Source organism: Stenotrophomonas sp. YJH_SMC_130 (genome assembly GCF_059369035.1).
The window spans coordinates 1-13,515 of the sequence record NZ_JCAFSH010000029.1; the positions used below are offsets into that span (position 1 = coordinate 1).

The window sequence follows — 13,515 nt, forward strand, 5'->3', positions numbered from 1 at the left end:
AAGGTTACTGCGTTGTCGGCTTGTTGTGCTCGGTGGTTGGCAGCGAACTGGGCAGGCGGGATTCGACCGCAGCTGCTGTGTGGTCGCACCTGGTTGTAGTCGCGTCGCCAGTCGGCGATGACCTGGCGGGCTTGGGCGAGCGAGGTGAACCAGTGTTCGTTGAGGCACTCGTCCCTGAACTTGCCGTTGAAGCTCTCGATGTAGCCGTTCTGCATGGGCCTGCCCGGCTCGATCAACAGGTGCTTGATGCCGTGGAGTTGCGTCCATGCGATGAAGGCCCGGCTGGTGAACTCGGGGCCGTAGTACATCTGGAAGCATCCCCAAGACGTGGGCAGCCACCGTCTCCAAGGTCATCCTGAGGGTTCTCACACACCACAGGAGCTTGCCGACGATGACTGCCCAGCCCAATGCTACGCCTGCGGCCACGTGGGTCGCGATTGATATTGCCAAGCGTCACCATGCCGTCCTGATTGAAACGCCTGACGGCAAGCAGCAGCAGTTTCGGATGGCCAGCTCGATGGAAGAGCACGATCGTCTGGTCGCTCTGCTGCGTGGATTACCCCAGCCTGCCAGGATCGCCATGGAACCCACTGGAGACTGCCATCGAACGCTGGCTTTCCGGCTTCTCACGGAAGGCTTCGACGTTTGCCTTGTCTCATCAGTCGCTGGCGCCCGCTACCGCGAAGCAATGTTCAACTCATGGGACAAGAACGACCCGAAAGATGCCCGCGTGATTCTCGCACTGCTCAAGCAGGGCATGACGCTGCGCTACATTGATCCCTTGCTGGCCGGGCACCACGGATTGCAGGAGCTGTCCAAGACTCACTATCAGATCAGCCTGGCAAGGACGCGACTGCAGCACAGCTTGATGACGCACTATCTGCCGCTGTACTTTCCCGAAATCGAGCGCTACTTCGACAGCGCACATGCGGACTGGTTCGCCCGCTTCATGCTCCGCTTTCCTACTGCGGCATCAATCCAACAGCGTGACTACGAGACGTTCCGCAAGGAGGCGTGGGACCTGGTGGGGCGCAAGGTCAACAAGGCGGCATGGCTACGCGAACTATATGAAATCGCCCTGCGAAGCATTGGCTTGCCTGTCGCCGATGACTCGCTCGAGGTTCAGAGCTTCCGCCTGCAATTGCAGCGCTTCCAGGAGCTGGTCCAGCAGCGCGACCGGCTCGCGGAACAGGCGCACCAGACCCTTTCGGGGCGCCCAGACTATGAGTCGCTGCGTTCGATTCCGGGTATTGGACCTGTGCTTGCACTGACCATTCTGGCCGAGGCTGGCGACCTGCGTCGCTTCGCCCACCATCGCCAGTTCCTGAAGTACTGCGGCCTCGATCTGGCCAAGTGCCAATCAGGCCAATACAAGGGCCAGGAGCGGCTGTCCAAGCGCGGCAATGCGCGCCTTCGCTTCGCCTTCTGGTTTGCCGCCACAGTGGCCATCCGGATGCGGGAGAACAGCTTCCGGGAGAAGTACGAGCGCTACATCCGGAACGATCCATCCAACGCCGACCGCAAAAGAAAAGCACTGACTGCCGTGGCCGCGAAGATGGCGCGTGTCGCCTATGGCCTGGTCAAGCAACAAACCCAATACCGCTGCTACTTCGAAAATGCTTTACCCCGTGGATCGACCCCTCTCCGTAGGGCCGTCGGGACCTCTTAGGATCCTGTAGATAATGCTCGGGCCTTCCACGGGACTCCATGCTGTTTTAGGCACGTTCGAGGCCGTTCTGGACCTCGTGTTCACTATGGTCAGACCAGGAGACCCTGAAGACGTGGAAGCCCACGGGACTTGGTGCAAATAGCGGTGCGACTTGCCTGACCGGACGTCAGCGACGTCCGCGGATCCGTTCGCTCCCAATTTGTTGTTGACTCCAGAGTTAGCACGTTGTCCGTGCGTACGGCCCGCGGGTAGCCCCGGAAGCAGGCGGCCTGGTCGAGGACCCGGACGACGTAGGCGCCACCCATGCCATGGTCAACCGTGATGTCCACGCACTCGTGGGTGAAGTCGTCGGCCACGGTCAGGCACTTGAGCCGCCGGGCGTTGGCCAGGGCGTCGCTGACGAAGTCCATGCTCCAGACCTGGTTGGGCGCCGTAGCGATCGCCAGAGGCTGTCGCTCAAGCGGGGGGCGCTTGGCCTTCTTGCGTCGGCGCACGGCGAGGCTGGCCTCGCTGTAGAGCCGATAGACCTTCTTGTGGTTCACGTCTGGGAACTCCGGGCGCAGCAGGTCGTGCAGGCGGCGATAGCCGAACCTGCGGCGGATCTGGGCCAGTTCGATGATCCGTGCCGACAGTGCCTGGGTGGCAGGCGTCGGCACGGGCGGGTGGCGGAAGGCATCGCGGGACAGCCCCGCAAGGCGGCAAGCCCGGCGCTCGCTCAACACCGTCTGGTCGAGCATGCGTCGGACTGCCTCGCGCTTGCGTTGCGGGGCTAGCGTTTTACCCCGAAGCCGATCTTCAGCACCTCGATGTCCAAATGGGCGTCGGCCAGCAACCGCTTGAGCCGGTTGTTCTCGGCTTCCAGCTCCTTCAGGCGCTTGGCGTCCTCGGCCTCCATGCCGCCGTACTTGGCCCGCCAGGCGTAGAAGCTGGCGGGGCTGAAGCCGTGCTGGCGGCCCAGTTCCGCGACTGCCATGCCGGCCTCGGCCTGCTTGATGAATCCGATGATCTGTTCGGTGGTGAAGCGACTCTTGCGCATGTCCGTCCTCTCGGGTTGACGGACTTTACAGCTTCACGTGGTACGGCTCAGTGGGGGCAGGTCAAGAGGTCTCGGCGGCGCGGTCGCCGCGCTCGCGCAGCAGCCAGTAGGTCGCACCCAGAGCCAGCGTGGCGCCTGCCAGCGCGGCTATCTTTGCGGGGCTCGCCTCGGGGTCAAGGATCACGAACTTGCGCGCCAGCGCGATCAGACCGATGAGGATCACGGTCTTGACCTGGATGATGCTGTCCCGACGCAGCGCCACGCGCACAATGGAATGCTTGAACTCCATCGCGATCAAGAGCGTCATGATCATGCCGAACACACTCTGGAATACCTTGTGATCCAGGGGATTGAAGGCATCGAGGACCAGCAGCGTGAAGACGATGGCGATGAGCTGGAACAGCGACACCACGATGATGACGGCAATTACCGCCGACAGAACGAGGGCGACGACCTGCTCGAAGCGATCGTATAAACTCATGATGGCCCATTGGTCACGGAAGACCTGAAATGGATTGCGGCCTGTTGACTTCATGCAGATGGACTCCCTGCGACATTGCCGCTGTCGAGACGGCGGCGCATCGCACTGATGTTTCGTTCGACGAGCTCGGCCGACATGCCAAGCGACGACATCACCTGTTCCGCCAGCCCAAGGGCCGCGGCAAAGGATTGCTGGTGTACATGCACGTTGGGCATGGCGCGAAGTGCATCGGCCGCGGTCGTACTTCTGCATGACACCCACAAGGTCAGCGCCGGACGGCGCTCGGCAATCGCCTGGGCGATGCGCAGCACTTGCTGGGCATGGTCGAACGTGAGCACCACCAGACGCGCTTGCGCCAACCCGGCAGCCAGCAAGGTATCGGGGCGACTGGCATCGCCATGGAACACCGGCGCGCCGGCGGCACGTGCGGCCTCGACCTTCTGCTCGTCTGCTTCCAGCAGCAGATGCGCCACGCCCGCGTGTCGAAGAATTTCGCTGACTGTCAGGCCAAGCTCGCCTGCGCCGCAGATGATGACGTGGTCTCGAAATCGCGCTGTCTGCGCGGTGATCTCAACTTCTTCAGCCTGGGGTGGCTGAATGACGCCGCCGGTGCGGCTCAAGAACCGGGCAAGTACATCGTGATGGCGGATCAGCAGCGGTGCCAAGGCCATGCTGAGTACCAGCGCGACCAGCATGGGTTGTACGACGGTCGCGGGAATCAGATGCTGCTGCAAGACCATGCCCAACAACAGCAGGGCGAACTCGCCGCCATGCCCCAACGCTATGCCCGTGCGCCAGGCATCGAAGGCGGACAGGCGCGTCGCCCGCAAGGCCAGGGTGTTGAGCCCGATCTTGACCGGTACCAGCACTGCCAGCCACGCGAACACCGCCAGTGGTGCCGAAAGAATCTGCGCTCCGTCCAACTGCAGGCCGATGGTCACGAAGAACACCCCCGACAACACATCGCGAAACGGTTTGAGGTGGCTTTCCATGTGGTGACGGAAGTCGCTCTCGCCCAGCACCATGCCGGCCAAGAACGCACCCAGGGCGGCAGATACGCCGACCGCGTGTGCAGCAGCGGCGGCAGCCACCACCACGCACAAGGAAACCAGCACGAAGGATTCTTCGTGGCCCTGCCGCGCCACCCAGCCCAGCAGGCCATGCAACAGACGACGGGAGGCGAGGGCCGCTGCCGCGAACAACATCAGCACGCCCAACACTTCGAGCAGCACGCTCTCGATCTTCGGCGACTCGCCGCGCGCCCAGATCGCCAGCAGGGCCAGCAGGGGCACGCTGGCCAGGTCCTGAAAGACCAGCACGGCGATGGCGCTGCGCCCGTGGCGGGTGGTGAGCTCGCCTTGGTCGGCCAGCTGTCGGCTGACCAGCGCCGTGGACGACATGGCCGCCGCAGTGCTGAGCAACGCAGCGCACTGAACTGGCTGTCCCAGCCACATCAACATCAAGGTCAGTGGCGTGGCGACAGCGATCATCTGCAAGCTGCCGGCCGCCAATACGGTTTTACGGGAAAGCCAGAAGTGCCCGAGGGAGAACTCCAGCCCAACCATGAACAGCAGCAGGGCCACGCCCAGCTCGGACAGAAAATCAAGCGCTTCTCCCGGCGCGACTACACCGCTGACCGACGGGCCCAGCAAGGCGCCGACGGCGAGGTAACCCAGCAAGGCGGGTACTCTGAACGCCGCCGTCGCCACCGCCGCGAGACTGCATGCCGCCAGCAGGATCAGGGTGGCGCCGAGCAAGTCCTGCATCGGTCAGCGCCCCACCTGTGCAGATGCCCAGCGCACGATGTCCTGCGCGCCCATGGCGCCCGCCTGACGCCCGATCTCCCGCCCACCTTGGAACAGGGCGAGCGTCGGAATGCTGCGGATGCCGAACTGCGCGGCCAGGTGGGGTTCTGCCTCGGTATTGACCTTGGCCAGCCTGACCCTGGGTTCGAGCTGACGCGCCGCTTGCTGGAACTGCGGGGCCATCATCTTGCACGGCCCGCACCAAGGTGCCCAGAAATCTACCAACAGTGGCAGGTCGCTGCGCTCCACGTGGCGCGAGAACGTCGCCGTGGTCAACTCGATGGGTTCGCCCGTGAACAAGGGCTGCTGGCAGCGGCCGCAGTTGGGATGTTCCGATAGCTTCGCAGTCGGTACGCGGTTGATGGACTGGCAATGCGGACAGACGAGGTGAAGATCATTCTTCATGGTTCGCCTCCTTGGACCACAGTGAGGCTGCCGCGCTTCGGGTCACAGACAATGCCGACCAATCAACGCCTTGGAGCCAATCGTTCCCGTCTTTGCTTACTCCGGCCTCTTCCAAATGAGCAGCGATGAACGCTTCGGCCTGCATGAGCCACCTTTGGACAGTATCTTCCTTACTAGGAATCAGCAGGATTTCAGAGACGCTGCTGGCATCCAGCCCGTCCACACGGATAAGCAGAAAAATGCGCCGCCACAAACGCGGCATGTCCTTCAGCAGGTCGAATGCAAAAGCGAACTCGCTCGACCGATCAACTAGCTCCTGCTGTTCCGCGATCGTTGCGGCATCGGGATGCTGACTGTCAGCGATGATATCGGCCAGCCTGAGTGTGTCATCGGGCTGATAAAATTCGAAGACTTCCTCTTCCACCATGGCCTCGGCGACGCCCTGGGCATCCGCTTCGACCGGCGCGTCCAGAGAAACGAATTCGCCAAATTGCCGGCTGTTTGCCACTTCGTGATCCAGCACGGCGAACAGATGCTTCAGAAGACCGAAGTAAGCCGCTTTTTCTTCCGGCACGGATTGCCATTCCACCTCAGCTTGGACAATCGCTTCATCCACCACGTCGCGCAGCGTCGGATAATCGCGCGGTAAATCGCCGACGGCACGCAGATAAGCCAGCTCACGCCTTGCGACAGCCTCAAGTTTCGACAGTAGAGGCATTCGGGTCACTTTGGCCTCATGGGCGGCTGACGCGGGTTTTGCGGCAATTCGCACCTTGAGCTCGCGCAAGCGCTCGCGTCGTGCTTTGCGCTTGATCTGGTCCTGAGCATGCAGCCGGTCAAAATGCTTCTTGGCCTGACGGCACAACGACTGTGCGAGCATCTGCGCGAGGGGCGTCAGCTCGTCATGTGATGCAGTAACGCTGACAATCTTTCTGCCGGGCAGGTGCATATAGCCACTGGCCAGAAATTGCCGCTTGGTCTTGTCGCGATCAAGGACGATTCGAAGTCGCACTGAATCTTTAGTGTGTTTGTCGAGCAATGGCTTGAGGGCGTGCTCGACCGCATTTCCCAAAGCTCTCTGCCATGGTTCATGAAACTCTTTGTCGACAGCTCGATAGCTATATTGCGTCTGCATGTATGACTCCTTTGATGTCATTTCTATGGAGGCACGAACCGAAAATGCTCATATCCATAGAATTTAGTTTGACCCGCTCTTATCCCTGGCGCGTTCTGCGAAGACGCCAACTCAAGAACAAAAGCGTGACACCATAGACTGCCGCATAGAAGCCCAGCAGCCAGCCTGCGGCCAGGAATGACTCGGCCGGACGGGAGAAAAATATCCACAAGACGATAGCGCCAAGGACTATCGAGAGCAGTCCACTGAAGGCAAGCCAGATTTCACCCTTGATTTCTTGACGCAGCCGAACCGCGGCGGATATCTCCAGCACACCGGTGAAAATCGCCCAGACCCCCACGCTAGCCCATAAAAAAGAAGCCATGACCATCGTGGCGACCAAAGGAGCAACCAGGACGACAACGCCGGTAAGCATGCCGACAATGCCGCTGAACAGCAGCCAGCCCCAGCGCTCTTTTTTCTGGATATGGCGCACCGCTGCAACCAAGTTGAAAGCGCCATTGACCAAGGAGAATGCGCCGAACACTAAGGTCGTGGCCAACAGAGCCGATTGTGGCATCCAGAACGCAAGGGCTGCGAACATCAATGCCAAGACACCGCGCAGCGCAAAAAGCCACCAATTTTGGCTCAGCGAACACAGTGCTTTGGTGGGGTCATCCGCATTGGAATTGGCGATGGTGTCTGTGTTCATGCAATATCTCCTAAAGACCTATACGAGATGAAAAATCAAACACTCATGGGACAAGAGAGGGGGCGCTATGCGCCCCCTCTCCAGCGGTTTCAGAACAACCTGGACAGTTTTGCCTTGACTTCATCGAGCCAGCCTTTTCCGCCGCCTCCCCCTCCCGTCTTCTGCTTGATTTTCTTGAGTTCATCGTACATGGACTCAAAGTCCTTCCTTTTTCCATAGCCCAGCAGTTCTGCCATTTCCAACTGCTGCCGGGCTTCGTTCAACAATGTCTCCAGGCGCTCATTGGATGCTTCGCTGCGCTGACCATCTTCTACCAGGGGCTCGGCGCGCTTCAGGAGCAGCCTGGCGCGCAGGGCGGGCAGCGGATGCACGCTGCGCGTCTCGACCAGCGTGCTGAGCGCTGCCTGCAGCGCGGCTTTGGCTTCTTCGATCTTGCCCTGATCGATCAGCGGCACGACTGACTTCACGGCTGCGGGATAGGACGCCAGAGGGATGTTGGTGACCGCGATCACGATCTCACTGGCCAGCAAAGCCAGCACGTGACGTGCCTGTTGCACCTCGCCATGTTTGAGGGCATCCAGCGCCTCGTCGGTCATCGCCTCAATGGTGTCCGTGTTGGCGAACAGGTCGTGCACGATGGTGCGCACATCAACGGGGGCCAGGGCGAGCGTGGGTTCGCGCGCAACGATCAGCTCCAGCTTTCCCGTCACTTCGGCCAGCGTTGCCAATGCGCGTGCAGCGTCCTTGCCGTCAAGTGCGGCCAGCGCTGATTTGGTCAGCGCCAAGGCCGAGACGGCCTCATCGAGGACTTGTTTACGTTTGTCTGCCGCCTGCGAGTCCGTTTCCTTCTGAACCTCAGGCTGTACCTCCGTGACGACTTCAGGCTTGGCCTCTGGACTGACAGGAAGGCTGCTTACCGCGGCCTGTTCGTTTATTTCTTTGTTCGTCGCATTGGGATTCGATGTTTGCTCATTCATGGTGATATGTCTCGTATGAGTTAGTGAAAATAGGCGAATCTATTGGGCTGACTGCGCCCATCGCGAGACTAGCCGATGGTGCAGTCAGCTCCTTCACCACATCAAGACAGCCTTTGGATGCGCATCTTCAACTCGTCGAACCACCCCTTGCCGCTTTTTCCTCCGGCGGATTTCTGCTCGATAGCCTTCACCTGATCGAAGATGGGCTTGAAGTCCGCCTTCTTGCCATAACCCAGGATCTGCGCCAGCTCGATTTCCGTGCGCACGTAGGCCAGCAGGGCGCTGAGCTCCTCGCTCTGTTTGGCATTGCGCTTGCCGGTCTCGGCCAGCTTTTCCGCTTTTGCCATCGCGGCTTCGGCCCGTAGCACGGGCAGAGGAAAGGCGACCGAGGTCATCACCATCGTGTTCAGCGCTCGGGCGAGCACCGCCTTGGCATCGTCAATCTTGCCGCTGTCGATGAGCCGTGCGGCCGACTTGATCGCTGCCGGGTACGTTGCCATCGGCAGGTTGTCGGTTTCGATCACGATTTCGCTGGCAAGATTGGCGACGATGGGCCGTGCCTTTTGCACCTCGCCATCATCCAACAACTCCCGAGACAACTTGACCGCTTTCTTGACCGATTCCACGTCGGCGTGGATGTCATGGGTGATGACGCGTACATCGACGGGCGCCAAAGCAAGTTTTGGGTCACGCGCCAATACCAGTTCCAGCTTTCCGCTGGCCAGTTCCAGCGCAGCGAGCGCCTCCTTGGTCTTCCTTGCATCAAGGAGGATCAATGCCTCATGGGTCTTGGCCAGCGCAGTGATTGCATCTTGGGCGAGTTTGGCGCGCTTTCCCGCGGCTTCCCGGGCGACCTTGTCATCTACCTGTGGCTGTGCCGCCTTGGATGCGGCAGAGGGTGCTGCAGCACCTGGGCTAGAACCTGCCGCCGATTGGGCCAGAGCCGGTCCGCTCAGTCCGACGACGACCGCCAGGGCAAGTGCGGAGAAGATGTATTGTGGCTGTTTGATATTCATGATCTTGGGCTCCTGATTGAAGTTAGTTGACTGAGATTTCAATCTGTTTCGGTTTGGCTTGCTCGGCCTTGACAAGCCGCACTTCCAGCACGCCGTCTTTCATCGAAGCCGTCACCTTGGTCGGATCAACGTTGTCAGGCAAGACAAAGCTGCGCACAAAGCGGCCATACGCACGTTCGATGCGGTGGAACTTCTTGCCCTGCTCCTCTTTTTCCAGTTTGCGCTCGCCGCTGATGGTGAGCACGCCGTTTTCCGCGCTGACGCGCACGGCATCCTTGGGGACCTCCGGCAGATCCAGCTTGAGGATGAATGCGTTCTCATCCTCGCTGACGTCCACCATTGGTGCCCAGTCCGCCGTGGTCATGGCTTCGTTGCCGGTACGGGCGCCCTGTCGCTGGGGTGTCCGTCCCAACATCGTCGCCAGGCGGTTTTGCAATTCATCCAGCTCCCGGAAGGGGTCCCACGGAGTCAATGCAGACATATCGGTTCTCCTTGAACAATGCCGGCGAATTGGATGACGCACTGAACAGAGCCGTCGGCTTACTCTGAATGGCACCTACTACTGTTTTCAGTTCCGAGCAAGTCCTTGAGTCAATTGACGGATATCGCTTTCGTCGAGCGTTTCCCGCGCCAGCAGCTCGCGCGCGCAGCGCTCCAGCACTTCTCGGTTGATTTCGAGAATTCGGTATGCACGATCAAACACACCCATCACGATGTCACGGATGGCTTGGTCGATGCGTGTCTGAGTCGATTCGGCTACCCGGCAGCCACCCTGAACCAGTTCAGGCGCATCAAGAAAACGCGGCCTCTGTGCCTCAAAAGCAACGTACCCCAAGCCCTCATCCATGCCGAAGCGTGTAATCATGTCGCGGGCGATGTCGGTGGCCCGCGCGAGATCGTCTGCGGCACCGGTCGACAGTTCGCCAAACACCAACTTCTCTGCGGCGCGCCCGCCCAACAGCACGGCGATCTTGTACTCCAGATCGGCGCGCGTCATCAGGAAGCGGTCTTCGGTGGGGCGTTGCAGGGTGTAGCCCAGCGCGCCGATGCCGCGCGGGATGATCGAGATCTTGTGCACGGGGTCGGTGCCGGGCAGCGCCAGCGCCACCGGCGCATGGCCCATCTCGTGATAGGCCACGGTTTCCCGCTCCTTGGGATTGAGCACGCGGTTCTTCTTCTCCAGGCCCGCCACGATGCGCTCGATGGCGGCGGTGAAGTTTTGCAGTTCCACAGCCTGCGCCTTGCGCCGCGTCGCGTTCAGCGCTGCTTCGTTCACGAGATTGGCCAGATCAGCGCCGGAAAAGCCGGTGGTCAGCGCCGCCACCTGTTCCAGATCTACACCGTGGGCCAGGGTGATCTTCTTGACATGGACCTTCAGGATATCCAGGCGACCTTTCTTGTCGGGCCGGTCCACCAGCACCTGACGGTCGAAGCGACCGGCGCGCAGCAGCGCCTGGTCGAGGATTTCGGGCCGGTTGGTGGCAGCCAGGATGATGAGCCCCACCGAACTGTCGAAGCCATCCATCTCGGTAAGCAACTGGTTCAAGGTCTGCTCGCGCTCGTCGTGGCCGCCGATGGGGCCGCCGACACCGCGCGCGCGGCCCAGTGCGTCGAGTTCGTCGATGAAGATGATGCCGGGCGCCTGCCCGCGCGCCTGCTCGAACAGGTCGCGCACGCGCGCCGCACCCACGCCGACGAACATCTCGACAAACTCTGATCCGGAGATGGAGAAGAAGGGCACCGCCGCCTCGCCGGCAACAGCCTTGGCCAGCAATGTCTTGCCGGTGCCCGGTGGGCCTACCAGCAACACGCCCTTGGGAATGCGCGCCCCGAGCCGTCCATACTCCTGCGGATTCTTGAGGAAATCGACGATCTCAACCAACTCCGCCTTGGCTTCATCGACGCCAGCGACATCGGCAAAGGTCACGCCAGTGTTCTTCTCCATGAATACCTTGGCGCGGCTCTTGCCGATGCTCAGGAAACCGCCCATGCCCTGCTTCTCGGCAAAGCGGCGGAACAGGAAGAACCAGACGCCGAAGAAGGCCACCGCCGGCAGAATCCAGGAGAGCACATCACGCAGCCAGGTGCTTTCCACCACCCGCGCGTAAGGCACGTCGTACTTGGACAGCCGCTCGGCCAGGTCGGGTTCGACACGGGTGGCCACGATGGTGGTCTTGCCCCGGCTGTCCGGTGATTTCAGGCGCCCGGTCACCGTGCGGTCCGACACCAGTACTTCGGCGACGCGCCCCTCGGCCAGCGCTTTCTCGAACTCACTATAGGGAACGGGTTCAACCGTCTTCGCCGCCTGCCAGTAGTTCTGCAGCGTCAGCAGCAACAGGCCGGCGACGATCCAGTAGCCGATGTTCCATTGATCTTTCTTTTCCATCGGCAATGTTCCTCGCAAGTCGTGTCGCTAGAGAATGGGGGTGAACAGACGGGCCACCCCGTCGCGCAAGCGGATGGCCAGCGGGCGGGCGCGCAACGCCATGGCCGATATCTCGTTCGATGCATCACGGGCGGCATCAAGAAGGGATTCCAGCCGCGTAGACAGCGCGGTGTCGTACACCTCCACATTGAACTCGAAGTTGAGGCGCAGGCTGCGCGCATCCCAGTTGGCCGAACCCAGGCAGCACCACTGGCCGTCTATCAGCATCAGCTTGCTGTGGTCGAACGGGCCAGGACGTTCGAAGATGCGCACACCGTGCTCCAGCACCTGCCAGTAGTGGGCGCGCGCGGCCCATTGCACCGTGGGATGGTCACCGTTTGCGGGCGTCAGCACGTCGATACGCACCCCGCGCAACGCAGCCGTGCTAAGCGCCGCGATCATCGGCTGATCGGGGACGAAATAAGGTGTCCAGATGCGCACCGAATGCTTCGCCGCGCTCAAAGCGCCCATGAAGGTCCAGCGCATCCTGTCCAGGGCCTCGTCGGGACCGGCCTCGATGCCGCGCGCCCAAGAGGTCCCTTGCTCATCAGCCATTGCGGGCGATTCGCGCCAGAAACCCTCGCCGAGCTGCTCGCCCGTGGCATCGCACCAATCATCGGTGAAGCACTGCATCAGATGCGCAACCACCGGCCCGCGCAGACGAAAGTGCAAATCGTGACAGGCCTGGCCCGGCGCATCGGGCCGCCAATACGGGCTGCAGATATTCATGCCACCGGTGAAACCTGCCTCGCCATCGATCACCAGCAGCTTGCGGTGATTGCGCAGATGCGCGGCATGCAGGCGCGCGGGAATCAACGTCGGGTTGAACGTCGCCGCCGGAACGCCGGCGCGTTGCAAGGCGCGGTAGGCGCTGCGGGGCGTCCAGCGGGCATACACGTCGTCGATCAGCACCCGCACTTGCACGCCGCGCTCATGAGCCCGGCGCAGCGCATCGACGAACTGCGCCCCGATGCCTTGGCTGTCGAAGATGTACGAGGCCAAGGCGACGCTGTTCCGCGCCGATTCGATGGCGGCGAGCATGGCCGGGTAGGCCCGCTCGCCATCGACAAGCGGCTCGATGCGGTTGCCGCCGGTCAGCGACTGGCCGGTGGCGCGTCCTACCAGGTGCGCCAGGCCGGCAAGCGGCGGCGATACGGGCTCGGGCACCGTGGGCGAGAGATCCTGTCGAACAGCAAGATCCGTCCCCGGAAACAGCCGCCGTGCCCGCCGCTGGTAACGGTTGATGCCGAACAGCCCATACAGCAGCGAACCGCCCAGCGGCAACAAGGCGATCAGCAGTATCCACAGCGTGGCCGATCGAGGGTCACGCTTGTAGATGACCGCGTGCCCCGCCGTGGGGACAGCGACCGCCAGCGACACGAGGGTGGCTGCCCATGTCAGCCCGTTGGGGTCGGACACGATAGCCTCCTCATGACTCAAGATTCGCCGCCCGCCGGCTTCTTCTTGCGCTTAGGCTTGCTCTCGCCGTTCGGCGGTGCCTCGGCCACGTTCGCGGCATCGGACTTATCAGGCTCGGCCGGCTGCGCGGGTGGCTCCTTGCGCTCGAAGACGACGCGTTCGGCCTTGTCGTCCCAGCGGGCGCTGGCGTGATCGCCCTTGCCGATACCGCCACCCAGCATCTCGCGCGCCAATGCGGTCTCCAGTTCGCTGCGGATCAGCCGCTTGAGCTCACGCGCGCCGAACTCGGGCTTGTAGCCTTCCTCCGCGAAGTGATCGATCAAGGTCTGATCGAAGGTCAGCGTCACGCCCTGGCTGGCGGCGTTGCGGGCCACACGATCGAGCTGCAGGCCGACGATATGGCGGATCTCCTCCTTGCCCAGCGCATGGAAGACGATGATCTCGTCGATGCGGTTG

12 protein-coding genes and 2 pseudogenes are annotated in these 13,515 nt (G+C 61.7%); 1 reads left to right on the top strand and 13 read right to left on the bottom strand.

Annotated features, from left to right (window positions below; all coding sequences use genetic code 11):
- Positions 1-299, bottom strand: a pseudogene (locus AC5P5V_RS17630) (integrase core domain-containing protein); the annotation flags it as partial.
- Positions 300-391: 92 nt separating this feature from the next.
- Here AC5P5V_RS17630 and AC5P5V_RS17635 point away from each other — a divergent pair.
- Positions 392-1,669 (top strand): IS110 family RNA-guided transposase, encoded by a 1,278-nt coding sequence (locus AC5P5V_RS17635; RefSeq protein ID WP_005409655.1) that lies wholly within the window; start codon positions 392-394, stop codon positions 1,667-1,669.
- A gap of 224 nt (positions 1,670-1,893) precedes the next feature.
- Here the strand turns inward: AC5P5V_RS17635 and AC5P5V_RS17640 are convergent.
- The 12 genes and pseudogenes from AC5P5V_RS17640 to AC5P5V_RS17695 all read right to left on the bottom strand — a co-directional run.
- A pseudogene (locus AC5P5V_RS17640) lies at positions 1,894-2,705 on the bottom strand (IS3 family transposase); the annotation flags it as partial.
- Positions 2,706-2,766: 61 nt separating this feature from the next.
- Positions 2,767-3,240 (bottom strand): heat resistance protein PsiE-GI, encoded by a 474-nt coding sequence (gene psiE-GI, locus AC5P5V_RS17645; protein WP_032961714.1) that lies wholly within the window; start codon positions 3,238-3,240, stop codon positions 2,767-2,769.
- Entirely contained in the window at positions 3,237-4,952 is a 1,716-nt protein-coding gene (kefB-GI, locus tag AC5P5V_RS17650) for a heat resistance system K+/H+ antiporter KefB-GI (RefSeq protein ID WP_005409659.1), read from the bottom strand. Before kefB-GI ends, psiE-GI begins: the two co-directional genes overlap by 4 nt.
- A 3-nt stretch (positions 4,953-4,955) precedes the next feature.
- Positions 4,956-5,396, bottom strand: a complete 441-nt coding sequence (trx-GI, locus tag AC5P5V_RS17655; RefSeq protein ID WP_005409660.1) for a heat resistance system thioredoxin Trx-GI — start codon at positions 5,394-5,396, stop codon at positions 4,956-4,958.
- Complete coding sequence (locus AC5P5V_RS17660) at positions 5,386-6,531, bottom strand: hypothetical protein (protein WP_231352087.1); 1,146 nt, start codon at positions 6,529-6,531, stop codon at positions 5,386-5,388. The genes trx-GI and AC5P5V_RS17660 overlap by 11 nt, the downstream gene beginning before the upstream one ends.
- 79 nt (positions 6,532-6,610) lie before the next feature.
- Positions 6,611-7,222 (bottom strand): HdeD family acid-resistance protein, encoded by a 612-nt coding sequence (locus tag AC5P5V_RS17665; protein WP_032961710.1) that lies wholly within the window; start codon positions 7,220-7,222, stop codon positions 6,611-6,613.
- An 89-nt stretch (positions 7,223-7,311) separates the two neighbouring features.
- Complete coding sequence (gene yfdX2 / locus AC5P5V_RS17670; protein ID WP_005409663.1) at positions 7,312-8,199, bottom strand: heat resistance protein YfdX2; 888 nt, start codon at positions 8,197-8,199, stop codon at positions 7,312-7,314.
- 101 nt (positions 8,200-8,300) lie between these two features.
- A complete protein-coding gene (gene yfdX1 / locus AC5P5V_RS17675) occupies positions 8,301-9,215 on the bottom strand; it encodes a heat resistance protein YfdX1 (RefSeq protein ID WP_005409664.1) in 915 nt (304 codons plus the stop codon).
- A gap of 22 nt (positions 9,216-9,237) precedes the next feature.
- Complete coding sequence (gene hsp20-GI, locus AC5P5V_RS17680; RefSeq protein ID WP_005409665.1) at positions 9,238-9,696, bottom strand: small heat shock protein sHSP20-GI; 459 nt, start codon at positions 9,694-9,696, stop codon at positions 9,238-9,240.
- A gap of 87 nt (positions 9,697-9,783) precedes the next feature.
- Positions 9,784-11,601: an ATP-dependent zinc metalloprotease FtsH gene (gene ftsH, locus AC5P5V_RS17685; RefSeq protein WP_032961708.1), complete on the bottom strand. Its 1,818-nt coding sequence runs from the start codon at positions 11,599-11,601 to the stop codon at positions 9,784-9,786.
- Positions 11,602-11,628: 27 nt separating this feature from the next.
- Positions 11,629-13,059, bottom strand: coding sequence for a cardiolipin synthase (gene cls, locus AC5P5V_RS17690; protein WP_231352088.1), 1,431 nt, complete (start codon positions 13,057-13,059; stop codon positions 11,629-11,631).
- A 17-nt stretch (positions 13,060-13,076) separates the two neighbouring features.
- Positions 13,077-13,515: ClpB D2-like domain containing protein (locus AC5P5V_RS17695; RefSeq protein ID WP_495215972.1), on the bottom strand; the 439-nt coding region annotated here is incomplete at its 5' end.

Bases quoted from the DNA above. Each gene is read 5' to 3' on its own strand.
- AC5P5V_RS17635 (WP_005409655.1), top strand. From the start codon at position 392: ATGACTGCCCAGCCCAATGCTACGCCTGCGGCCACGTGGGTCGCGATT.
- psiE-GI (WP_032961714.1), bottom strand. From the start codon at position 3,240: ATGAAGTCAACAGGCCGCAATCCATTTCAGGTCTTCCGTGACCAATGG.
- kefB-GI (WP_005409659.1), bottom strand. From the start codon at position 4,952: ATGCAGGACTTGCTCGGCGCCACCCTGATCCTGCTGGCGGCATGCAGT.
- trx-GI (WP_005409660.1), bottom strand. From the start codon at position 5,396: ATGAAGAATGATCTTCACCTCGTCTGTCCGCATTGCCAGTCCATCAAC.
- AC5P5V_RS17660 (WP_231352087.1), bottom strand. From the start codon at position 6,531: ATGCAGACGCAATATAGCTATCGAGCTGTCGACAAAGAGTTTCATGAA.
- AC5P5V_RS17665 (WP_032961710.1), bottom strand. From the start codon at position 7,222: ATGAACACAGACACCATCGCCAATTCCAATGCGGATGACCCCACCAAA.
- yfdX2 (WP_005409663.1), bottom strand. From the start codon at position 8,199: ATGAATGAGCAAACATCGAATCCCAATGCGACGAACAAAGAAATAAAC.
- yfdX1 (WP_005409664.1), bottom strand. From the start codon at position 9,215: ATGAATATCAAACAGCCACAATACATCTTCTCCGCACTTGCCCTGGCG.
- hsp20-GI (WP_005409665.1), bottom strand. From the start codon at position 9,696: ATGTCTGCATTGACTCCGTGGGACCCCTTCCGGGAGCTGGATGAATTG.
- ftsH (WP_032961708.1), bottom strand. From the start codon at position 11,601: ATGGAAAAGAAAGATCAATGGAACATCGGCTACTGGATCGTCGCCGGC.